The sequence below is a fragment of the Weizmannia agrestimuris genome (genome assembly GCF_943193165.1).
GTDB classification, from domain to species: Bacteria; Bacillota; Bacilli; order Bacillales; family Bacillaceae_C; genus Weizmannia; species Weizmannia faecalis.
This window is the reverse complement of the sequence record NZ_CALPDC010000044.1, coordinates 1-23119: the sequence shown is the minus strand read 5'-3', so window position 1 is coordinate 23119 and position 23119 is coordinate 1. Positions and strand designations below refer to the sequence as shown.

Genomic DNA, 23119 nt, shown 5'->3' with positions numbered 1-23119 from the left:
TATTCACTTGTCAATGAGCAGCAGAATGAACTGGAAATTGACATCCACTTTGGATTTAAACTTATTATACGAGGAGGAATGGAATTGAATCAGAAAACAGGGATTTCAAAAATTTTTTCACTAGGCCTTCAGCATGTGCTTGCCATGTATGCCGGTGCCATTTTGGTTCCAATCATCGTTGGCAACGCGTTAAAGTTTTCCCCCGAGCAGCAGGCATTTCTAATCTCGGTAGATTTGCTGACATGCGGGCTCGCGACCCTTCTTCAATCATGGGCATCAAAATGGTTCGGAATCGGCCTCCCGGTTGTCATGGGTACTTCCTTTGTTGCTGTGTCCCCGATGATTACGATCGGCACCGGATACGGCATTCATGCCATTTATGGCGCCATTATTGCTGCAGGTTTGTTCATTATTTTGTTTTCCAAAGTATACGGGAAATTGTTAAAACTATTTCCGCCTGTCGTAACGGGGACGGTGGTGATGATCATCGGATTATCCCTGATCCCGACCGGTATAAACAATATGGGCGGCGGACAGGGGAGTAAAGATTTCGGATCTCCCGAAAATTTGCTGCTTTCCTTCGGTGTGCTGGCGCTGATCCTCATTATGAACCGCTTTTTTAAAGGTTTTTTGCGCGCCATTTCTGTGTTGCTCGGGATCATTGCCGGCACAATTGCTGCAACCGTTATGGGGAAGGTTGATTTCACAGTCGTTGCGGAAGCTTCCTGGTTCCGTGTTCCGGCCCCTTTTTATTTCGGCATGCCGGCATTCCATATTGTCCCTGTCATCACGATGATCATCGTCGGAACGGTCATTCTGGTGGAGTCCACTGGTGCTTTTCTGGCACTCGGGGAAATGACGGACAGGAAATTAACCGGTAAAGACATTACAAACGGTTACCGGGCAGAAGGAATTTCTTTTATCCTCGGGGGGATTTTTAACGCCTTTCCTTACAGTACTTTTTCCCAAAATGTCGGCCTTGTCCAGCTTGCCGGCATCAAAACGAAAAAAATCACGATTGCTGCCGGCATCATCCTGATCTGTCTCGGAGTGCTGCCGAAAATTGCCGCATTGGCGACGATCATTCCAACTGCTGTATTTGGCGGCGCAACGGTTGTCATGTTCGGAATGGTTGTGTCTTCAGGGATCCGGATGCTGCGGAATGTTGATTTCTCGGAAAACAGCAATTTGCTGATCATTGCCTGCTCCGTTTCGCTTGGGCTCGGTGCGACGGTTGTCCCGGATTTATTTCATGTTTTGCCGCCCATGCTCAGAATCCTGGTGAATGACGGCATCATCTGCGGCAGCCTGTGCGCCATTATTTTAAACTTGCTCTTGCCGAAAAAAGACCGCGTGCGTGCGCCTTCTGACATTCCCGTACGTGTCGTGGATCCGGCTTTGAAAGAAGGATGAAGATGGCGACGATCCATGAATTCAATCAAATCACGAAGGATGCATTTATAGAGCAGCTTGAAGGGATATTTGAACATGCCCGGTGGCTTGCCGAACAAGCAGCAGCTGGCAGGCCTTACCATTCGCCGGATGAATTATTCCGGAAGATGGTAAAAATGGTGGAAGACTCAGGGGAAGACCGGAAACGGGAGTTGATCCGGGCACATCCGGATTTAGGCGGCAGGATGAGGATGAGCGCGCATTCGGCGTCAGAACAAAGGGAATCCGGGCTGCAGAACCTGACAAAGGAAGAATATACAAAGTTTCAAAGAGCCAATGAAAAATATAAGAAAAAATTTGGCTTTCCTTTTATATTGGCCGTTCGCGGAAAAAACAAGGAAGAGATTTACGCGGCAATGCGCGAGCGGCTTTGCCACAGCAGCGAACAAGAATTTCAAACCGCACTGGAGCAGATTTATCAAATTGCTTATTTCAGGTTTACTGCGCTCTTTAACCAATCGAACGAAAATGGAGGAAATAGTGATGAGTTTGGAAGCACTGAATAAACGGGTACAAAAAGATCTATCTTGCCTAGCGTTTGGCGGGGCAGACTGGGTTCGGCCGGTTGTTCATCAGGAAGGCCATGTATATGATGCGATTATAATTGGCGGCGGACAGTGCGGCGTTGGCGTGGCATTTGGTTTGTTAAAAGAGCGGATCTCCAATATTCTTGTAATTGATGAAAATCCCAATGGTTATGAAGGACCGTGGGATACGTATGCACGGATGCTGACGTTAAGAACGCCAAAACACCTGACCTCCATTGATCTCGGGATTCCCTCACTTACTTTCAGGGCCTTTTGGGAAGCGCAATACGGAGAAAAAGCATGGGACGAGCTGGACAAAATCCCACGCCGAGAATGGATGAATTATTTACGCTGGTACAGGAAAGTGCTTCGCCTCCCAGTTCTGAACGAAGTTACTTTAACCTGTATAGCGCCTGAAGGAGGGGTGCACAGGCTGCAGATTGAAGGGAAAGGGGCACCTTCTTCATTTTTACTTGCGCGGAAAATCATCCTTGCCACCGGAATTCAGGGCGGCGGGGAATGGTATGTGCCGGACTTTATAAAGGAAAAACTTCCGTCCTATTTGTATGCCCACACATCGCAAAGGATAGAAATGGAAAAGCTGAGAGGAAAGAAGATCGGCATTTTGGGCGGCGGTGCATCTGCTTTTGACAATGCGAACCATGTGCTTGCAGAAGGGGCGGCAGAGGCCCATGTATTTATCAGGGGAAACGATTTAAAGCGGATTAACCCGATTCGCCAGATGGAACTTTCCGGAATGATTGAACGGTACCATACTTTGTCTGATAAAGATAAATACGCAGCGATGGCCCATTTTTTCAAGTATAGCCAGCCGCCGACAAATGATATTTTTAACCGTGCCAGCGCCTGGCCGGGCTTTCGGCTCCATACCGGGTCACCGTGGCTGGATGTAAGGGAAGAGAGAACACAGGCAGTTGTCACCACCCCGCATGGAGCGTTTGCTTTTGATTTTTTAATCATTGCCACCGGTCTTGTTTCCAATCCATCATTGCGGCCGGAATTGCGGCTGGTTGAGCCGTATATTGCCCGCTGGCAGGATCGGTTCAGTGCGCCGGAAAAAATAAAAAATCCTTTGATTGATGCGCATCCATACCTTGGTCCGGATTTTTCTTTCCTTAGCCGCAATGAAAAGGGGAGGCGGATACTCTATGGTTTGTTTGCTTTTAATTATTCGGCCCTCATTAGCTGTGGGTTGTCTGCTTCCGCTTTATCAGGCTTAAGATTTGCAATCCCGAAAGTTGTCCAAGGCGTTGCAGATCAACTGTTCCTTGATGACCGGGAACAAATATTAAAAGACTATTTTTCCTACCGTGAAATAGAATTTACCGGCAATTGGACAGAAAAAGCGATTGCCTCCGCTGAGTTGTAAAGAAAGGATGGCGCATATGCCCGGTTTAACAACACATATTTTGGATTTAACACATGGCAAACCTGCTGAACATGTAAAAGTACAGTTATTTAAATTTGATCCGGCAACATCAAGGTGGCGGTGTCTTGCCAAAACGGTAACAAATAAAGACGGCCGGACGGATGCCCCACTGTTATCTGCTGAGAAAATAGATTCCGGCTTGTATCAGCTTGTTTTTTCTATCGGTGATTATTTCTGCAGCCAGGGAGCAAATCTTCCGGACCCGCCTTTTTGGGGTGAAGTGCCTGTCCGGTTCAACATTTCTGATCCGGCTGCCGGTTACCATATTCCGCTATTGATTTCTCCCTGGGGGTATCAGACCTATCGCGGAAGTTAAAAAGGGAAGAGGCAGTTTGAACGGCCTTCACCGTTTAAACGGACGCTCCCCCTTATGCTTGATCGATCACCCCGAGCATTTCCAAACCATGGTAAATACCGGATTCGGTAACGCTTGTCGTCCGGTGTTTTGCATAAGCAAACAGTCCGGGGTTGCTGTTTGCCATCGCAAAACTTTCGCCGACTGCCTCCAGCATTTCTTTATCGTTCATGCCGTCCCCAAACGCAACGGCTTTTTCTTTTGGAATGCCGAGGATATCCAGGGTTTTGGCTACAGCCATGCCTTTATTCACTTTATCAAGAATAACGTCGTAACAATGCCTGAATCCATCAATGTTGACCTGGGATAAATGCAGGCCGGGCAAATCTGCATACAATGCGGCGCCGTTTCCCCGGACATTCACAAGCGTAATGCCCAATACTTGATCAAGTACTGCCGGTGTAAAAGGGGCGTTTTGGCGAAGGTGGATTTTTTTTATAAAACTTTTCACTTCAGGCACATCAAAAGAAGTGATAAAGTTTTGCCGGTCCGTATACAAAACGACTTTATGTCCGTGCTTTTCGGCAATGCCAATAAATTTATCGACAATTTTAGGGTCCATTACCGTTTTAAAAAGGTTTTTTCCTCTATAGACAGCAAGTGTGCCGTTATAGCCGATCGCGGATTCGATTTCCAGTTCGTCCATCAGCCACGAAATTTCATGAAGCGGCCTCCCGGTTGCCAGGAAGACTTCCATGCCGTGCTTTTTTGCTTTGACCACGGCCTTTTTTGTTGAAGGCTGGATCGTATCTTCCGGTGTCAAAATCGTTCCGTCTACATCTAAAAAAAGTGCTTCATAGTGTCCCATCATTTCGCTCCAGTATGTATAATTTTTCACTTTTACTTTACCACAAATAAAAATGAATGTGAAAAACTTCGCTATTGTTGTTTGTCTACCAATCTTCATGCTATCATGAAAGCATATGATTACAGAATATAAAATGCGGGGTGCATGAAAACATGAATAAAGGGAACAGTCCTTCTTACCAACCGAAAAGTGATAAAAATTTTACGGCGCTGATTATCACCGTTTCCCTTATCGCAAATATTATCATTTTGCTGCTCTTTTTTACGAACATCGGTTACAAGGGTAAAGTAGGATTTGATATTTATATTTTGCCGAGGATGAACGCCGTTTTTAACAGCTTTACGTTTATTTTTCTCGTCTGCGCGCTCATCGCCATTAAACGGAAAAATATCAATGTGCATAGAGGATTTGTACTGGCCGCTTTTGCGTCAACGTTTTTGTTTTTGCTTTCTTATTTGACATTCCATTATCTTTCGCCTGAAACGGCAAGATATGGCGGGGAAGGGGCAATCCGGTTCATCTATTTCTTTATCTTGATTACCCACAGTTTTCTCGCGGCCATTATTGTTCCGCTTGCTTTGTTCGCACTTGTGTGGGGATGGACAATGCAGGTGAAAAAGCACAAAAAAATTGTCCGTTGGGCGATGCCAATCTGGCTTTATGTCAGCATCACCGGCGTGATCGTTTACTTGATGATGGCACCGTATTATTAAAGAACAGTACACCAGCCGCTGGTCCGGCTGGTGTTTTTTTTGTGCAACTTTTGTCATAAATTCTTGTTTTTTATCGAAAATAAAAGGCTGGACATGTATAATAATAGGGTACAGGAAGAAGATTTTTGAAGGAGGGGTACATATTTGATGGTCTGGACATTGGTAATTTTATTTGCGGTATCCGTTGTGTTGCTGATCATGTCCATCTTTAAAACGCGGAACCGTGCGAAAGAGGAACAGCAGGAATTGGAAACGGTGCATTTGGCACTCATGGATGAAATCAATCATCTGAAAGACGGCATCCGGACGCTTGAACTGGAAATGGACATTCTTGAAAAAGAAGCCGGCATCCAGCTTTCTGCCTTTGATAAACAGTTCAGGCTTGAAGTGCTGGATTTATATAAACGCAACTACTCTATTGAAAGCATTGCAGAAAAAAAACAAGTGACAAAAGCGGAAATTGAGGAAATTCTGGCCCCGTTTATGGCGGCGAAAAACGAAAGGAGCAAGGTTGCCGGTGGGAATGAATAAATTGAGCAGCTTTGCCGCAGGGATTTTGCTCGCCACGGCTGTAACAGGCGCCGTTTATTTTTCCGAAACAGGCAAAGCAGCGGACAATACGGTGAAAAAAACAAATACGGCTGAAACTGCAAAACTCTCCAACAGCCAGATGAAAGACAAACTAGAGCATGCAGGATATGTCGTTCAAACCAAGGCTGCATATGACAAAGATCTGGCTGATGCGAAGTCATCCGCTGAAAAATCCGCGAAAACCAAAACCGTCAACCGGGTTGTGTTCCAGGTGACGGATGGGATGACGAGCATTGATGTCGGCAAATTGCTTGAGAAAGCTAATATCGTGGATGATGCATTTCAATTCAGTAAAGATGTCGAAAAGAAGGGTGTTGAGAATCATCTTCGCCCTGGTACTTATGTCGTGGACAGCACGATGAGTTACGATAAAGTGATTTCAACCATTTTTAAAAAATAATCATGAAGCTAGCTGCCTGCCGTACTGCGGACCGGGCAGCTTTTTTTGCGCCGTTTTTCCGGTTTACGAAATTTTCACTGCAATAGTATGATTTTAAATGTTAAAATAAAGAAAACAAGGAGGGAAGACAACTGTGAAAAAGACAAAATTAGTAGTTGCAGGCGTTGGGCATGTCGGTTCGTATGTGCTTGCAAATGCGATGAAACTGGGCCTTTTTTCGGAAATTGCTGTATTGGATAAAAAGAAAGGGGTCGCATTTGGGGAAGCGCTCGATTGGAGACATGCCACGGCACTTACATATATGCCAAACACAAGCGTGAAAGCAGGGGATTACTCGGAATGCGCCGATGCGGACGTCATTATTTGTGCAGCAGGGCCAAGCGTGCTTCCGTCGGAAAAAGACGAAATGCCGGACCGGGCAGGGCTTGCCAGGACGAATGCCGCCGTGGTGCGGGAAGTCATGGCAGGGATTACGAAATATACAAAAGAAGCTGTCATCATTTTCATTACAAATCCGCTTGATACGATTGTCTATATTGCTGAAAATGAATTTGGCTATCCGAAAGGGCGGATATTCGGAACAGGCACCATGCTTGATTCGGCCCGCCTCCGCCAGATTGTTGCCGAAAATTACAGCATTGATCCGAAAAGTGTAACGGGTTATATGATGGGCGAGCACGGGTTTACCTCATTTCCGGTTTTTAGCCGTTTAAATGTACAGGGATTCCGTGAAAAAGAACTGGACAGCGTGTTTAAGGGAAAAGAACCGTTGGACAGGGAAGCTTTCAGACAAAAGGTGGTGAAAACCGCTTTTGATGTCCTGAATGGGAAAGGGTGGACCAATGCCGGTGTCGCTGAAGCTGCAGTGACATTGGCAAAAGCCGTGATGCTGGATGAAAAAAGCATTTATCCAGTTTCCGCCACTTTGCATGGTCAGTACGGATATAATGGTGATGTCGCTTTAAGCATACCAAGTGTCATCGGCCGTAACGGAATCGAACAACAGCTTGAAATTGAACTCGATGAACAGGAAACATCCTGGCTGCACGAATCGGCAAAATCGATCCAAAATACAATGGCATCGGTAAAAACCGGAAAATCGTATATTCAGGCTTGATCTAAAAAATCCGCTGCATTATACAGCGGATTTTTTAGGTGAAAACGATTCTGGCCAAAGATAATCTCTGGGTACAAGGGAAAAGGAGTGGCCGGGCAACTCCGCAATGTGATGATTTTTATCTAGTTAACATAATATATATTATAACTAGTTGAGGAGTAAAATGAAATTTTATCTCAAAAAAGAAGATTACTTTAAACATTGAGACAGAAACGATTTTTTGTGAAATACAATCCTTTATTGCATCTTTTCATCTCATCAGGACGGGATTTCGGTTTATCCGTATGCGGTCGCGGTCATTGATCGTTCCGGGTTTATTCCATCACTCAGCGTTATTGCATTTTCATCTACATTTTCGCACATTCTTTCATTGAATCGCCCTAAATTTTGGCTTATTCTTTTACTTACAATACCAGCACACTCTTTTTGCTTTAAAATTTTTCTTCTGGCTGATTTCCCTGTTTTTGTGCTTTAATGAGCATTCCGCATCGGTTTGATTTTACGCCTGCTTTTTCTTCAAAGTAACTGCAAACGTTTATACTTTTTTGATGGTTTTAAAACTGTCTATTGAGGTAAGTCAATTTTTCGAACTGTTCTTTCCTTTTATTGTAAACCTTTTCTTGCGGTGGTACACTAAAAATTGTAAAGAAAAGTAAACGCTTACTTTTTCTATAAATATATCCATCAGGAGGCATGCATCATGTCAGGCAGAGTTGCAGTGATTACAGGGGCCGGCAGCGGGATTGGCCGGGAAACAAGTTTAACTTTTGCACGTAAAGGCGATTCCGTTGTGGTTGCCGATATTGATGAAGAAAAAGGGCTTGAAACGGTGGAATTGATCAAACAAGAAGGCGGAGATGCTGTTTTTGCCAAGACGGATGTTTCCAAATTTGAAGAAGTCGAATCACTTGTCAATCAGGCAGTTGAAATATACGGGACGATTGACGTGATGTTCAACAACGCCGGAATCGGAACACTCGGGCATATCCTGAGTATGAAAATAGAAGATTACTTGCGTGTCATTGATGTCAATCAGCACGGCGTGGCATACGGGATCATTGCTGCAGGCAGAAAAATGCGCGAGCTGGATGTAAAAGGCGTCATTATCAACACGGCTTCCGTATTCGGTTATTTGGCAAATTTCGGTACTTTCCCATATCAGGCTGCAAAAGGCGCTGTCCGGATGATGACGCAAAATGCCGCGCTCGAACTGGCACAATACGGCATTCGCGTCGTCGGCATTGCGCCGGGTTGTGTGGATACCCCGATTATACAAGCTTATAAAGATGCCGGAATGACGCAAAAAATGACAGAACAGCAAATGCGCAAAAAACTGATCCGCCCGGAAGCGATCGCAAATGCGGTTTATCTGTTAACGCTTGAAGAAGCAGATGCTATTAACGGAAGCGTTGTCATGCTTGATGACGGCTATGCTTCTTTCAAATAACTTTCTTGGATGCTCAAACTTGCTGCTCTTGAAGTGTTGGAAAAATTTCCGTACACCCCTTCTCCCCCCCTTTCCGGTTCAAAAGGGCCTCCTCCCTTTTGAACCGGAGTATTCTTGTTCATTTCATCTCTGCCCGCACGAAAAAAGTGGCAATCCAAAACGCTATGCAAATAGACTTTACACAAGAGGTTCATTTTGTCATTTTTGTGGAAAATTATGTTACAATATTCATACAGCTCTCGTTTTTGATCCGGCTGTCTTCGTCCCTGTCCGGGGCGGTTTGAAAGAAATTACGAGAAAGTGGGAGTATGTATGGGGAGTCAATCATTTACATCAGCGCCGTTAGAGGCAGAAAACCCTTTTTTTCGCCGTGCGCTGTTTACGTTCAGCGGTGCGCATTTTTTAAATGACCTGGTGACAACCGGCATGGTTCCTGCCCTTGTTGTCATGTACAAGCATGCGCTTCATTTGAATTATACGCAATCCACTTTAATTGTACTGGTTTCTTATTTTACTTCATCGGTAACACAGCCGGTTTTTGGCATGCTGACGGACCGGAAACCGCGGGTCTGGCTTTTTTCGCTCGGTGTCTTCTTATCGATTGCCGGCCTGAGCCTAACCGCCATTGTGCCATCTCTCCCATGGCTTTTGGTTTTTATTGCGCTTTCCGGATTCGGGTCGGGCGTCTTTCATCCGGAAGCATCACGCGGCACCCATTTTGCGTCCGGGTATAAAAAAGGATTGGCACAGGCAATATTCCAGGTTGGCGGAAATGCCGGGCAGGCTTTCGGGCCGCTTATGATTCCGCTCTTTTTGGTGCATACCGGCATACACGGCCTGATCTGGCTGCTGCCGGTTGCTCTTTTATCCCTTATTTTAACCGCCCCCCTGCTTGGCTGGATGAACAGCAAAGTGCAAAATATCCAGCGCCGGAAAAAAGAAATCGCCGGAAAAAACCATATTCCCGGCGTCATCCTGCTTGTTCTGGTCATTATTTTGCGTTCCTGGTGCCAGGTCGGGGTTGTTATTTTTCTTCCGTTTTACATGAAACATGCAAGTTTGGAAACAAGCGAACTGTTGAACTTTGTCTTTGTCGGCGCCGGGGCACTGGGCACGCTTTTTGGCGGCATTATTTCAGACCGGGCCGGCATGAAACGGCTGCTTGTCGTGTCCATGTTCCTTGCCACGCCTTTTGCGCTTGTGCTGCCGCATTTAAGCGGCTGGCTGGCTGTACTAGATCTGCTCTGTTTCGGTTTCAGCGTCCTTTCAAGCTTTTCTGTCGGCGTCATCTATATGCAAAAGCTGTTGCCCAAAAATATCGCGCTTGCTTCCGGCCTGTCAATTGGTTTCGGAGTCGGCGCCGGCGGAATCGGTTCCGTTTTCATGGGCGGCGTTTCCGATATGTTCGGGGTTGCTGCAGTATTTACCATTTTATCTTTCTTGCCCATGATCGGCGCTGTCATATCCTGCTTTTTGCCAAATGAAAAAAGGCTCGCAAATTAAAAAGTGTTGTATACATTTTCGCATGTTTCAGCTGTCGGTTCGTAAAAACAATGCAATTTATACCGGGCAACGAACGGCTGGTCATACCATGTGGGCGGGCAGTCCCCCTGCGGCCTGAAATACCATAAACTGTATTTGGCAGGCCAATGCCTTTCGCCGTTAATCGCACGTCTGGCCAACCGCCGTTCGCTTTCCCGTGCCCGCTGGTAAAAATACCCGTGAATCACTGCTTCAAAAGCATGCGGCTGATAAACCATTTGCGGAATGGTCCGGAGCCCGATAAAATCCGAACAATTCGCCCTGATCCGGTTTATGCCGACATTGCCGACAAGCAGCATGCCAAGCTGCCCCTCCCCTTCTGCTTCCGCCCTTAAAAGCCGTGCCAGTAAATCGATGTCTGCACTTGATGCCTTTACGACTGCCATTTTAAGCCTCCCTGGATTTGCAAATTGCGCACAAGTTCCGCTTTTTATCTTATGCTGCAAAACACCAAAAGAGAACCCCACCTGTGCCTGAAATAAATCAAGCACCCGGGCGGAAAAAACCGGATGCTTGATGTTTGTTAAATCCGAAAGAGTACCGGGCTATAAGTTTCGGCGCACAGCACAAAAGGGCAATCGGCAGAAACGGATCCTGCCAATTAAAAATTGGTTTCTAAAAATACCGGACAGTGGTCACTGCCCATTATTTCCGGATACATGCCGGCACCTTTTAAACGGCCGGCAAGTCTTTTGGATACGAGAAAATAGTCAATCCGCCAGCCGATATTCCTTTCCCTTACTTTATTCATATAAGACCACCATGTATATGCGCCTTCCCGCTCAGGATAAAAATACCGGAACGAATCAATAAATCCGCTGTTCAGCAGCCCGGTCATTTTATCGCGCTCTTCCGCTGTAAACCCTGAATTGCCGATGTTGCTTTTTGCATTTTTTAAATCAATTTCCTGATGGGCAACGTTCATATCGCCGCATACAATGACCGGCTTCTTTTTATCAAGATCCGTTAAATAGGCCCGCATCCGGTTTTCCCATTCGAGGCGGTAACCGAGGCGGGCAAGATCGCGCTGGGAATTCGGCGTATAAACATTGACCAAATAAAAATCTTCATATTCGAGTGTCAAAATCCGGCCTTCCGGTTCTGTCCGATTTTCCCCGACGCCGTAGCGCACGGAAAGCGGTTCTTTTTTTGTAAAAACGGCCGTGCCCGAATACCCTTTCCGCTCGGCATAGTTCCAATATTGATAATAGCCGTCCAAATCAAGGGCGATCTGGCCTTCCTGCAGTTTCGTCTCCTGCACGCAAAAAATGTCGGCGCCGGTTTCTGCAAAAAATGCAAGAAACCCTTTTTTTACACAGGCGCGGAGCCCGTTCACATTCCAAGAAACAAATTTCATCCCCGGTTTCTCCTCCATTGCATTTAAAAGTTCAGGTGTTTTAATGCTTTATAAACCGCAGCGACGTCCGCTTTTCCGGTTCCGCCTGCTTTTGCCCGGCTGTATGTTTTTTCGGCTGCGTCCGCCAGCGGCAGCGACATCCCGGCTTTTTTGATCTCCTCTTTTGCAAGGCCAAGGTCTTTTGCCATTAATTCAAGCATAAATGCAGCCGGAAAATCCTCTTGTAAAATTGCCTTCTTTTTCATTTGGAAAATAGGTGTATTGCAAGCAGAAGCCGAAATCATTTCAATGAGATCCTTCTTTTCAAGCCCGAGCTTTTCCCCGAGGAGAATGGCCTCGGACGCTCCCTGGATCGTCAGGCCGAGCAGCAAATTAATCGACAATTTCGCGGCACTGCCTTTTCCGTTTTCGCCAAAATGAATGGTGGTTTTCCCTAAAACTTCAAATACGGGGGTCACAGCTTCAATCTCTTCTTTCCGGCCGCCGGCAAGAATGACGAGATTGCCTTCTCTTGCAGGCTGTACCGAACCCGATACCGGTGCATCAATAAAATGCCCGTGCTTTTCTTCCACCCACTTGGCAAAACGGATGGAATCGGAAGGGCTGACGGTACTCATATCCACGACTGTTTTCCCTTCCGTGAGGCCGGCAAGCACCCCGTCTTCCCCTTGTAAAACGTTTTCCACTGCCGCGGCATTGGTCAGCATCGTGACAATGACGTCCGCATTTTCAGCGATTTCTTTCGGCGTTTTGCAAACGGCGGCGCCGGCTTCAGCCAGTTTTTCCGTTTTCTTAATTGTGCGATTATACACAAACAAATCGAAATGCGCATCTAAAAGGCGGTAGGCCATCGGAGATCCCATATGCCCTAAACCAATCCAACCTATCTTCATGACAAAAGCCTCCATATTTAGACAAATTCACCTAAAAGCCATCAGCTTTAAAGGGATATTCTGTTCTTATTCTAATGTTAAAGAAAAAATGCGGCAAGAAATACGCAATTTTTGTAGAAATATTTGGCGTTTGTATTGAAGAAAAAAGCGGTATTATACAAGTATAATTGATGTTCGCCAATCCTTATGCGGGGGGGGGGGAAAGTGAAAATCAAAGTCGGAAGTTGGAATATGTTAACGCTCCAAGACAAGTTATCGATTTTAAAAGCCATCAGCCGGCGAAACAAACGTGGGCATCAGTAAAAAGGCGCCGGTACGAAGCAGGCGCCTTTTTCCACTCTGTATAAGTGCTCCCTATTCTTTACGGCCATATCCCTTCATACAGCCGGATATATGCATTTGCAGAATTCTCCCAGCTGAAATCAAGCCCCATCACCCGTTCAGACAACGACTGCCATGTTTTCGGCTGGTAGCGGAAAAACCAAACGGCCCTTTCAACTGTGTAAAGCATATCGTACGCGTTATAGTTTGTGAACGAAAAACCGTTGCCTTCGCCTGTGAATTCATTGTATGGCTTTACGGTATCTTTCAGCCCGCCGGTTTCACGCACAAGCGGCAATGTGCCATACCGCATGGCGATCAGTTGCCCGATGCCGCACGGTTCAAATTTGGATGGCATTAAAAACAAGTCACTGCCCGCATAAATTTTATGGGAAAGGGCTTCATCGAAATAAATATGTACGGATACCCGGCCCGGATACTGGTTTTCAAGATGCCGGAATGCTTCCTCGTACTGATGCTCGCCTGTGCCAAGAAGGACAAACTGGACATTTAAACTTAATATCTCATGTATTACATGTAGCACCAGATCGATGCCTTTTTGTTCCACCAGCCTTGTCACCATCGATATAACGGGAATACCGGAATCCGGCTGCAAATGGAAAGCTTCCTGCAAGGCTTTTTTATTCTTTAATTTTCCCGGATAGTCCTCATATGTAAAATACAGCGCGTCGTCTGTTTTGGGATTATAAGCATCCGTATCAATCCCGTTGACAATGCCTTCGAAACGGTTGCTTTTCATCCGCAAAAAGCCGTCAAGATTTTCCCCGTAATACGGCGTCTGGATTTCCCGGGCGTATGTCGGGCTGACGGTTGTAATGGCATCTGCATAAGCAATCCCCGCCTTTAAGTAGCTGACATTCCCGTAAAACTCAAGGCCATCCACATGGAAATACAATTCGCTTAAATCGAGAAGATCAGACAGAACACTTTTTGGAAATACGCCCTGGTAGCGCAAATTATGAATCGTAAACATCGTTTTGATGCCCTGGTAGAAAGGATGGCTGGAAAAATGCGCTTTTAACAGCACGGGAATCGGCCCGGTTTGCCAGTCATGGCAATGGATGACATCCGGTTTCTCGTTCAAATAAGGAAGAGCTTCAAGCACTGCACGCGAAAAAAAGGAGAACCGTTCGCCATCATCGAAATAGCCGTAACTCCCGTGCCGTTTAAAATAATACTCGTTGTCCAAAAAATAATAGCGGATCCCCCCTTCCTCCAATGTTTCAATCCCGCAATACTGCTTCCGCCACCCAACCGGCACGGTCAGGCTTCCCATAAAGGAGAGGCGCGCTTTTACTTCGGGTTTTAAATCTTCATATTTCGGCAGGATGACTGCCGGATGGATCCCCGCTTTTTTCAAAGCTTTGGGCAATGCCTGGATAACATCGCCCAGCCCCCCTGTTTTAATAAATGGCGCGCATTCTGAAGCAGCGAATAATACGTTCATCTTGTCCCCTCCATCAAATGATCTCTTTTTTGCATAATACTTTTGGATGCGACGGAGTCCCGACAACCACCTTATGCTGGGTAACGGCCACCTGCTTGTCTGCGATGACATTTTCCAGTACCGCATCTTCTTCCACTTCTGTTCTTTGCATGATGATGCTGTTTTTCACGACTGCCCCTTTCTTGATTTTCACGCCGCGGAAAATAATACTGTTTTCCACTGTCCCTTCAATTAAACAGCCGTTTGCAATAAATGAATTTTTTACGTCCGCTGTTTGTCCGTATTTTGCCGGCGGCTCATGTTTGATCTTGGTCAGAATTTCCCAGTCGCTGTAAAAGAAAGCGCGGATCGTATCCGGGTCGAGCATGGCCATGTTTGCCGCGTGGTAACTGTCCATGGAGTGGATAAAGATCATATTGCCGCGGTGGTGATACCCCTTAATTTTAAATTTATGGACATTCGCTTTGATCGCATCCCGCAAAAAGTCATATTCTCCGTTTTCAGAACAGGTTTGGATGAGATCCATCAGCAACGGTTTTGACAGCACATAGGTTTCCAGGCAGACGAAGTCGCCCTTTTGCGGAGTGGTAAACAATTCGATGTCCCGCACGTTGTCCTCTTTATCTACCACCATTTGATGATAGTTCGGTTTTTGGATCGGCTCCCCGTCATATTTCCTGTATACAACCGTGATATCTGCCTGGCTTTTCTCATGGAATGCGACCAGCTCGCAAATATCGAGTTTGCTGACGTTGCTTCCCGGCGAGATGATGACAAGGTCTGCCGAGGCGCGTTCAAAGAATTCGCGATGATCATAAAAGCCCTGGATATCCCCCTTCAATTTTGCATCATCGGCAACCGGCGGCAGGATAAACAGCCCGCCGTCGTACCGGTCCAAATCCCATTCCTTTCCTGAACCAATATGGTCTATGATCGATCTGCCGTTGTCTTTCGTAAAAACGGCAACCTGGGTAATTTCAGCATGAATGAGATTGGAAAGCGCAAAATCAATGAAGCGGTATCTGGCGCCGAACGGAACGGAAGCAAGGCAGCGGTGTTTCGTTAGCTCCTTTAAAATCGGCTTTTCGTTGATCAAATTGATAACTCCTAATACGTTCGTCATGTTTCACCCGTCCCTTTTATAAAACTTCTTTTATTTCCGCTTCTTCTCCGTTTTGCGGACAGCTGTACAACTGAATATCATTTGGCTTTGAAGGCGTGATTTTTTTGCCGTTTTCAATGACGGTGCCGCTCGCAATAATGGCGCGTTCGATCGTCGCATTGCTGCCGATCGTGACATTCGGCATGATGACGGAATCCCGGATCGTGCTGTTTTTGCCAATATAGACATGATCCGAGATGACAGAATGGAAAACATTCCCGTAAATCCAGCTGCCTTCGTTGATGAGCGCGTTTTTAATATTGGATTGGGGCGCAATGTATTGCGGAGGATGGTTCGCATCTCCGGTGAAAATGCGCCAGTCCGGGTCATCCAGATCAAATGCCGGTTTTTCTTCCAGCAGGTCCATATGTGCTTCCCAGAAGCTTTGGACCGTGCCGACATCTTTCCAATAACCTTGGAATTTATAAGCATACATTTTCTTTTTATCCTTCAGCATTTTCGGAATAATGTCTTTCCCGAAGTCATGCGAGGAAGCGCTGTTTTTCTCGTCCTGTATTAAATATTCGCGCAAATGCTTCCAATTAAACAGATATACGCCCATGGAGGCAAGATTGCTCTTTGGGAATTTCGGTTTTTCTTCAAATTCAACAATTCTTCCTTCCGCGTTTGTTACCATAATGCCGAAGCGCCCTGCTTCCTGCCACGGGACTTCAATGACGGCAATGCTCGCCTGCGCCCCTGCTTCCACATGCGATTTTAACAGTTTCCGGTAATCCATTTTATAAATATGATCGCCTGAAAGAATCACAACATATTCCGGATTGTAGTGGTCAATATACTGGATATTTTGGTAAACCGCATTGGCCGTCCCCTTATACCATTCGCCGCCGTCTTTCCCTACATACGGCGGCAGTACGGTTGTACCGCCGAAATTTTTATCTAGGTCCCACGCTTTCCCGTTTCCGACATACGAATTTAAGAGATGGGGTTCATATTGCGTCAGCACGCCGACGGTATCAATGCCCGAGTGCATGCAGTTGCTTAGCGAGAAATCAATAATTCTGTACTTGCCGCCAAAAGGCACTGCCGGTTTTGCCAGCTGGGATGTCAAATCCCCGAGCCTTGTTCCCTGCCCGCCTGCTAAGAGCATTGCCATCCATTTCTTTTCTGCCATTATTTTTTACCACCCCTTTGCCGTTTTGTTGATTGCTTTTTAAAGATCAATGCACTGAGTGGGGGAATGCTGATTTCCATACTGTATGGCTGGTTATGAAAAGGCTCCTTATTCACTTGGATTGCTTTTTTGTTCAACAAACCGCTGCCGCCGAACTGTTCATCATCCGTATTGAAAATTTCAATATATTTTCCGAATGAAGGCACGCCAATTCTGAATTTGTCATATTTGTTTTTTGAAAAATTGCAGAGGACGATGCAATAATCCCCTTTCCGCTTTCCTCTTCTCATAAAAATTATGATGCTTTGCCTGCGATTATTCGGATCAATCCATTCAAAGCCTTCAGGGTCATGGTCCTGCCGCCACAAGCTTCTTGTGTTTTGATAGAATGTGTTCATGGCTTTTGTAAACTGAAAGAAGGTCCGGTGCGTTTCAAAATCCAGCAGCATCCAATCCAGCTGCGTCAGGTCTTTCCACTCGTCAAACTGTCCGAATTCGCTTCCCATGAATAATAATTTTTTACCCGGATGGGTCATAAAATAAGCATAAAGAAGGCGTAAATTTGCAAACTTTTGTGAAAAATCCCCAGGCATTTTATTGAGCAGCGATTTTTTTCCGTAAACCAGTTCATCATGCGAAAAAGGAAGTACATAGTTTTCCGAAAAAGCATAGTGCATGGAAAAGGTGAGGAGATCGTGGGCATCAGGCCTTTTTTCCTCCGGTGTCTGCATATAGGTGAGCACATCATGCACCCAGCCCATGTTCCATTTATAATTAAAGCCGAGCCCGCCCGCGTAAACCGGCGCTGTCACGAGCGGCCACGATGTTGCTTCTTCTGCAATCATTAAGGCATGCGGAAACTTTTTAAAAACGGCTTCATTTAGCTTTTTGATAAACTCGACAGCTTCCAAATTGACGTCACCGCCATATTGGTTTGCCAATTTCTTTTCGTCTCCCCTGTCATGGTTCAAATAAATAAGAGAAGAAACTGCATCAACCCGGAAGCCGTCAATATGATAAACGTCCATCCAAAAAAGGGCATTGGAAATAAGAAAACTGAAAATTTCAGGTTTCTGAAAGTCAAAATTGTATGTACCCCAAATCGGCCGTTCCGCCATGTCAGGATCTGCAGGCTCGAACAGCGGTGTTCCGTCAAACCGGCCAAGGCCGTGGGCGTCTTTGCAGAAATGGACGGGAACCCAGTCTAAAATCACCCCAAGGCCGTTCTGATGGCATTTGTCGATAAAATACATGAAATCTTCCGGCTTCCCGTACCGGCTCGTCGGTGCATAGAAACCGGTAATCTGGTAGCCCCATGACCGGTCAAACGGATGTTCCATCATCGGCATAAGCTCGATATGCGTATAGCCATGGCCGGCAACGTATGGGACCAGTTCGTCTGCCATTTCACGGTAGGTGTAAAAATCACCATTGGCTTTTTTCTTCCATGAACCGAAATGCATTTCATAAATCAGCATCGGCTCGTGGTATGGGTCGGATTTTGCTTTATGGCTCATCCACTTTCTATCATGCCACTGATACATGCCGGGATCATAAATGACAGATGCCGTTTTCGGGCGTACTTCCGAATAGAACGCATATGGATCCGCTTTAAAAAAAGTATTGCCTGAAGGCCCTGTAATTTCATATTTATACAGTTCACCAGGCGCGAGATCCGGAATAAATAATACCCAGATGCCTGAATCTTTGAGCCGTTTCATTTGGTGTTTGCTGCCATCCCAGCCGTTAAAATCGCCGGCTACGGCAACGGCTTGCGCATTCGGCGCCCAAACTGCAAACCGCACGCCCTTTTTTCCTTCATACTCCATGGCATGTGCCCCGAACAAAGTATAGCTCTCGTAAAGGGTGCCTTCGTGGAATAAATAAAGCTCGAAATCAGTGGGCAGGACTTGTTGCGAATTTTTTACTGAATTTTCCAATGTCGCACCTCCGCTATTTCAGCATACTTTTACTATTCGTTATGAATTTTACGAATCCTGCAAAAAAAGCCATCTAATTTTGTCGAAATGGAAACAAAATGATTTTATTTTCAAATCCGCCATTCCGTTTACCAATAGACGCCCATTCTGCAGTGAACGCTGCATCAGTGGAAAAAGAAAATCAGCCGGCGTATATTTTCAGAATAGAAAAAAGCTGTTTTAAATGCGCCGCATTGGTTTGACATGCAATGAATATGCGGGTCGCGACTTAAAACAGCTTAAAATCGGCTGTTCAATTGTTTAGCGGACGTCCATTGTTTTGAAGAACTGGTACGCCAAAGAAACAGACCAGGCAAGCGGTTTATTTCCATTCGGCACGTACTTGCCGCCGATATAAAGTTCCGGGATTTCCCAATTTTCCGTAATGATGCTTTTGGTTTTTTCCACATATTCATTTGCCTTATCATACATACCCAGTTCATAGAAACATAAACCAAGCCATGGAAAACCAAAGCACCATTCGGCTTCGGCGCCTTCATTATAGTATTGGTCATTGACATAGCGGATCACACCGTATTTCCGTTCAAGCGTTGTGGTGACATCTTCCAGTATTTGAAGCGCCATATCTCGGTTGACAATCCGGTAAGGGTAAATGAGAGACAGTAAAGCAAGGTCGGTCGGTTTGCCTGCGCTCTCCCGCGGCAGCAGTTTATAAAGTGTTTCTTCCCCTTTTTCAATCAGCCCATCCTCCACATGCACGAGCATCCTGACTGCTTTTAAGCCGGCAACGCATGCCCCGACACTTGAAGCATGCACTTCCATATTCTCTTCCCACATCCCGTTATCTTCGGCCTGCCAATATTCCAGACACTCGAGATAGTCAACCAGTTTTTGGATAATCTCCAAATCTTTCTGGCTGCGGATGATTTTTTGGCCGTGGTGGACGCCTTCCCCTACGCCCCAAAGGAAAGCCCCGATAGCATCGTTTTGGGCATGGCCCCATTCTTGCGGGAGTTCCTCGAGGTCAGTGGAATAGCGGGCGTGGATATATTCATATAAATACCGTGGCCTTTTCTTTGTATGAATGTCAATTTTCCACTCATAGCGGATAAACAGATCAAGCAATGCCTGGTATGCTTTTTCATAATACGGGGACGGCGTGGCTAAAAAAGGCAGAACGGTATATACGACATCTCTGATCCAAACATAATGGTAGTCGGAAGACAAACTGGCGGTATAGGCACCGTTTGGCAGGCGCATCCGGTCAATGACCTCAACAGCTTTTTCGATGTTCATCAATCTTCACCTCCAAAAAGTTGATCCATACCATTAGTGTTGGCAAGAGGCTGATCCTTTTATAACCATTCCAACATAACTCCCCTGTTTTAAAGCGCTTTCAATAAGATCTTTGCTTTTTTCAGATGCATTCAAGCCGGGAAAAGCCGTGTTTTGACAAACGGCGTTGCTACCATTGCCAGCCATTTCTTTTCCTGGACGGTTGTTTTTTATATATTATGTCTGCATTTGTTGGATGATTATATAGAAAGCCTAATCAAGCCCAATTTTTTTGCCCATTTCTGCCCGCTTGAATTCCGGCATCCCGGAGTTTTTTCCGTTCCTTTCCCTTAAATGCTTGTTTTGGTTTTTGTTTTTATTGTGTTATCAGCACACAGTGTAATTTGATTACATAGGCGCGGCATGGTTTCCAATTTGGCATAATTGCGGTTTTGTTTGCTATTCATTTTCTGTTATTAGCACAATGTACCATACGTACATCTTAATCTTGATATGGATGGGGAAAATGTGACAATGTATGAGTTTTTAGCACATTGTGTCTTTTGTTTTTTTCGCTCTGCCTTTCAGCCGGATTTTGCCCAAAGCACACACGATGTGTAATTTTGCCCTTTTTGCACAAGCTAGCATTGATATTCGGTATGAATATCACCGGTATCCAAATCCTTCCAAGAGGTGATCGTATGAGCTACAAAGACCAGCTGGATCCGCATTCCGAGTTGTTCCATTACAACTGGACGCGGCGGAAACATACAAATTCCCAGGTCAATGGCGAGACGGAAGTTACACAAAACACCATCATCTTGAGGAGCAATGCAAAAGCGCATCGCTGGTGAGGATACTAAAAAGGCCGGGATGATTCCCGGCCTTTTTTGGTTGTGGTAATAAACGGAAATCCGCCAAAACGCTTGTTTTTCGTTTAAAATCATGCTATATTGGTATAGCGATGAGCTGAATTGCATAAGCCGGCAAGGCAACCTTTTTGGAATGCACAATGTGGAGTGCAAGCCTTAGCCGCCGCAAGAAAGATTGGAAAAAAGCGCCCCGGACCGGGCGCTTTTTTCATGTTTATATGGCCGCTACATAGGTTTCTTCTCGCCATGCTTCATGCATGGACTGAACAATAAAATCAACCGGGCGGGCTCCCGAAATCGCATATTTCCGGTTGATGACCATAAAGGGGGCAAAATCCGCGCTCAATAGATCTGCTTCTGCCTGGTCTTTTTTGATATGCTCCAAGTAAACATCCGTTACAATGGCTTTTTCAGCCGCTCTTTTATTCAGTCCGGCCATTTGGGCAGCCTGTAATAGATCTCCTGTACCTGGTGAAGGCTGCCGGGCATACGTTTCAAACAGGGCCTTCGCAATGAACGCCTGCTTCCCGTGTTGTTTTGCATAGTGCAGCAATTTATGGCTCTCTTCAATATGTACTTCTTTTTCGGGGTTTTTCACGAAACTGCGAAATTCCAGTTGAATGCTTTCCCTGTGGCCAAATTGTTCCAGTGCCTCGCCAAGTCTTACAAAGGCAAGATAAGAATCTGCCGATGAAAAATCCGACCATAATTCTATTTTCATAACTTTATAGCTCCTTAAGCCTTTCAAAATCCTTGAATTTTTTTACCAGTGATGATTAAATCGTGCATGCGTCCGTCAAGCACAGCTACTTCTTTCAAATGCCCCCAAGTTTCAAACCCGAAGGATGCAAACAACTTTAAACTGGCCTTGTTTTCGCTGAAAATAAAGCCGAGCAGTGTTTCCACCCCTAGCTTCGGGCAGGCTTCCAACATTTTCCCGAGCAGGTGCTTCCCGGCTCCTTTACCTCTCCATTTTTCGCTGACATAAATACTGACCTCAGCAGTAGGCTGGTAAGCTGGCCTTCCGTAAAAATCGCTTAAACTGATCCAGGCAGCAATCTCCCCGTCTGCTTCCAACACCCAAAGCGGCCGGCTGTCCGGGTGATGGGCTTTAAACCACGGCAACTTTTCTTCTACGGTGACCGGGACTGTGTCAGCCGTTATAATCCCGTTTCCGATGCAGGCATTATAAATGTCCAAGACCTCCTGCAGATCTTCTTCTGTGGCATTTCTGATTAGGCCATGCTGTATCATCGCTCATTTTCCCTCGATTGTAAAAGTCTCCTCCGTTTTCGGAACGGAAGCTTTGTATTATAAACAACATTTTATAATAATTTCACGTAATTGAACAGTTTTTTTATGTCCTGCACACCAGACCATGCTGAAAACACCCGGTATGAAGGCAACCGGCTGCCGGATTCCGGCGGCATTTCCGGTTTCCGAAAGGGCAGGACAGCCGCCACGGGCATCATTCAAGCTTTGTCCGCACCCAAAATATCCATAAAGTTTTTCAAAATGCCGGCGGTTAATCCCCAAATAACATAATCCCCGTAGTAATAAAAATACTCGTCCATTTGCTGGCTGTTCCATTTATATGATTTACCACCCTGAATTAAATGGAAAGGAAAATCCTGGTCAGGCTCCACCTTAAATTCAATCCGGTAACATTCCGGCGCTGTTTTGGCAAAATGCGAAAGCGGGACTGTAAAGACTTCTTCCACTTCGCCCGGATTCGGATGAAAAGGCATATCCGGCAAAAAACCCGCAAACGGAAAGATCGCGCGCCTTCCATATGATGAAACGACATAGTCAAGCGGGAATACGTTGCGGATGACAGACGCATCCATGCACAGTTCCTCGGTTGTTTCCCGAATCGCGGCTTCCATTGGGTTTTTGTCCGTCGTTTCAATTCTGCCGCCCGGAAAACAAATTTCCCCCGGCTGTTTTCTTAACTGCCGGGACCGGACTTCAAATAAAACATGAAGGCCATCGCCTTTTTGAACGAGCGGCAACAGGACCGCAAACTGGGACAAACGGTCCATTCCAAAAACGGACGGTTTCCGCCTTTTTAATTTTTTAATAATGAATGCCTCGTTCAATCGATTCCCCCCTTTTAAACTTCGTTTCCATGATGTGAAAACAGTTTTCCCTATACCTAATATATACCACAGTTTTCAAGAAAAGGATGCATTTTTCTCCCCTCCTTTTTTCTCCCGGAGGGTCAAGTCTTTTTTTGTGTGTAAATTCCTCTCAGTCGGGATAGAGTAATTAACCCGAATAAATGTCTGTCGCTT

The 23119-nt window shown here is 45.7% G+C and carries 23 protein-coding genes; 11 read left to right on the top strand and 12 right to left on the bottom strand.

The annotated features are described in order from the left end of the window. Window positions 1-84: 84 nt before the first annotated feature. Genes NFR98_RS13205 through uraH form a run of 4 tightly spaced genes read left to right on the top strand, consistent with a single transcriptional unit; the run spans window position 85 to window position 3745 of the window. Complete coding sequence (locus NFR98_RS13205; RefSeq protein WP_407067034.1) at window positions 85-1413, top strand: nucleobase:cation symporter-2 family protein; 1329 nt, start codon at window positions 85-87, stop codon at window positions 1411-1413. Window positions 1414-1415: 2 nt separating this feature from the next. Further along, window positions 1416-1958, top strand: coding sequence for a 2-oxo-4-hydroxy-4-carboxy-5-ureidoimidazoline decarboxylase (uraD, locus tag NFR98_RS13200; protein ID WP_052042176.1), 543 nt, complete (start codon window positions 1416-1418; stop codon window positions 1956-1958). Continuing rightward, the gene (locus NFR98_RS13195) at window positions 1936-3369 is read left to right on the top strand and encodes an NAD(P)-binding domain-containing protein (protein ID WP_061086907.1); all 1434 of its coding nucleotides are present in this window, start codon (window positions 1936-1938) and stop codon (window positions 3367-3369) included. The genes uraD and NFR98_RS13195 overlap by 23 nt, the downstream gene beginning before the upstream one ends. 16 nt (window positions 3370-3385) lie before the next feature. Further along, window positions 3386-3745: a hydroxyisourate hydrolase gene (uraH, locus tag NFR98_RS13190; RefSeq protein WP_035184831.1), complete on the top strand. Its 360-nt coding sequence runs from the start codon at window positions 3386-3388 to the stop codon at window positions 3743-3745. Window positions 3746-3797: 52 nt separating this feature from the next. Here the strand turns inward: uraH and NFR98_RS13185 are convergent, their stop codons facing one another. Then, entirely contained in the window at window positions 3798-4592 is a 795-nt protein-coding gene (locus NFR98_RS13185; protein ID WP_251460306.1) for a Cof-type HAD-IIB family hydrolase, read from the bottom strand. A 152-nt stretch (window positions 4593-4744) separates the two neighbouring features. Between NFR98_RS13185 and NFR98_RS13180 the strand changes: the two genes are divergently transcribed. The 6 genes from NFR98_RS13180 (at window position 4745) to NFR98_RS13155 (ending at window position 10363) form a co-directional block, all read left to right on the top strand. Continuing rightward, a complete protein-coding gene (locus NFR98_RS13180; protein WP_014098288.1) occupies window positions 4745-5305 on the top strand; it encodes a DUF420 domain-containing protein in 561 nt (186 codons plus the stop codon). A 147-nt stretch (window positions 5306-5452) separates the two neighbouring features. Further along, window positions 5453-5836 (top strand): hypothetical protein, encoded by a 384-nt coding sequence (locus NFR98_RS13175; RefSeq protein WP_014098287.1) that lies wholly within the window; start codon window positions 5453-5455, stop codon window positions 5834-5836. Then, complete coding sequence (locus tag NFR98_RS13170; RefSeq protein WP_026683417.1) at window positions 5829-6296, top strand: aminodeoxychorismate lyase; 468 nt, start codon at window positions 5829-5831, stop codon at window positions 6294-6296. The genes NFR98_RS13175 and NFR98_RS13170 overlap by 8 nt, the downstream gene beginning before the upstream one ends. A 133-nt stretch (window positions 6297-6429) precedes the next feature. Further along, complete coding sequence (locus NFR98_RS13165; protein WP_251460303.1) at window positions 6430-7413, top strand: L-lactate dehydrogenase; 984 nt, start codon at window positions 6430-6432, stop codon at window positions 7411-7413. Between the two features lie 700 nt (window positions 7414-8113). After that, window positions 8114-8860, top strand: coding sequence for an SDR family NAD(P)-dependent oxidoreductase (locus tag NFR98_RS13160; RefSeq protein WP_013859378.1), 747 nt, complete (start codon window positions 8114-8116; stop codon window positions 8858-8860). Window positions 8861-9172: 312 nt separating this feature from the next. Beyond that, window positions 9173-10363 (top strand): MFS transporter, encoded by a 1191-nt coding sequence (locus NFR98_RS13155; RefSeq protein WP_251460300.1) that lies wholly within the window; start codon window positions 9173-9175, stop codon window positions 10361-10363. Here the strand turns inward: NFR98_RS13155 and NFR98_RS13150 are convergent. The 8 genes from NFR98_RS13150 to NFR98_RS13115 all read right to left on the bottom strand — a co-directional run bounded on the left by NFR98_RS13150 (window position 10360) and on the right by NFR98_RS13115 (window position 19974). Further along, on the bottom strand, window positions 10360-10788 hold the full coding sequence (locus NFR98_RS13150) for a cell wall hydrolase (RefSeq protein WP_026683414.1): 429 nt from the start codon (window positions 10786-10788) through the stop codon (window positions 10360-10362). The two genes, NFR98_RS13155 and NFR98_RS13150, sit on opposite strands and share 4 nt — an antisense overlap. Window positions 10789-11003: 215 nt before the next feature. After that, a complete protein-coding gene (locus NFR98_RS13145) occupies window positions 11004-11759 on the bottom strand; it encodes an exodeoxyribonuclease III (RefSeq protein WP_019721325.1) in 756 nt (251 codons plus the stop codon). 23 nt (window positions 11760-11782) lie between these two features. Continuing rightward, the gene (locus tag NFR98_RS13140) at window positions 11783-12652 is read right to left on the bottom strand and encodes an NAD(P)-dependent oxidoreductase (protein ID WP_251460297.1); all 870 of its coding nucleotides are present in this window, start codon (window positions 12650-12652) and stop codon (window positions 11783-11785) included. Between the two features lie 361 nt (window positions 12653-13013). Next, entirely contained in the window at window positions 13014-14441 is a 1428-nt protein-coding gene (gene glgA / locus NFR98_RS13135) for a glycogen synthase GlgA (protein ID WP_251460295.1), read from the bottom strand. 13 nt (window positions 14442-14454) lie between these two features. Beyond that, window positions 14455-15564, bottom strand: a complete 1110-nt coding sequence (gene glgD / locus NFR98_RS13130) for a glucose-1-phosphate adenylyltransferase subunit GlgD (RefSeq protein WP_251460293.1) — start codon at window positions 15562-15564, stop codon at window positions 14455-14457. 16 nt (window positions 15565-15580) lie between these two features. Next, a complete protein-coding gene (locus tag NFR98_RS13125) occupies window positions 15581-16738 on the bottom strand; it encodes a glucose-1-phosphate adenylyltransferase (protein ID WP_251460291.1) in 1158 nt (385 codons plus the stop codon). Continuing rightward, a complete protein-coding gene (glgB, locus tag NFR98_RS13120) occupies window positions 16738-18678 on the bottom strand; it encodes a 1,4-alpha-glucan branching protein GlgB (RefSeq protein WP_251460289.1) in 1941 nt (646 codons plus the stop codon). Before glgB ends, NFR98_RS13125 begins: the two co-directional genes overlap by 1 nt. 300 nt (window positions 18679-18978) lie before the next feature. Then, window positions 18979-19974, bottom strand: coding sequence for a glycoside hydrolase family 15 protein (locus NFR98_RS13115; protein WP_013859386.1), 996 nt, complete (start codon window positions 19972-19974; stop codon window positions 18979-18981). Between the two features lie 680 nt (window positions 19975-20654). Here NFR98_RS13115 and NFR98_RS13110 point away from each other — a divergent pair. Continuing rightward, window positions 20655-20807, top strand: a complete 153-nt coding sequence (locus tag NFR98_RS13110; RefSeq protein ID WP_014098273.1) for a YpzG family protein — start codon at window positions 20655-20657, stop codon at window positions 20805-20807. Window positions 20808-21039: 232 nt separating this feature from the next. On the opposite strand, the gene NFR98_RS13105 is transcribed toward NFR98_RS13110, so the two are convergent. From NFR98_RS13105 to NFR98_RS13095, 3 genes are all read right to left on the bottom strand, one after another. Further along, window positions 21040-21546, bottom strand: coding sequence for a DsbA family oxidoreductase (locus NFR98_RS13105; RefSeq protein ID WP_017550412.1), 507 nt, complete (start codon window positions 21544-21546; stop codon window positions 21040-21042). A gap of 23 nt (window positions 21547-21569) precedes the next feature. Next, entirely contained in the window at window positions 21570-22079 is a 510-nt protein-coding gene (locus NFR98_RS13100; protein WP_017550413.1) for a GNAT family N-acetyltransferase, read from the bottom strand. Between the two features lie 218 nt (window positions 22080-22297). Continuing rightward, window positions 22298-22924 (bottom strand): NUDIX hydrolase, encoded by a 627-nt coding sequence (locus NFR98_RS13095; protein ID WP_017550414.1) that lies wholly within the window; start codon window positions 22922-22924, stop codon window positions 22298-22300. Window positions 22925-23119: the final 195 nt, after the last annotated feature.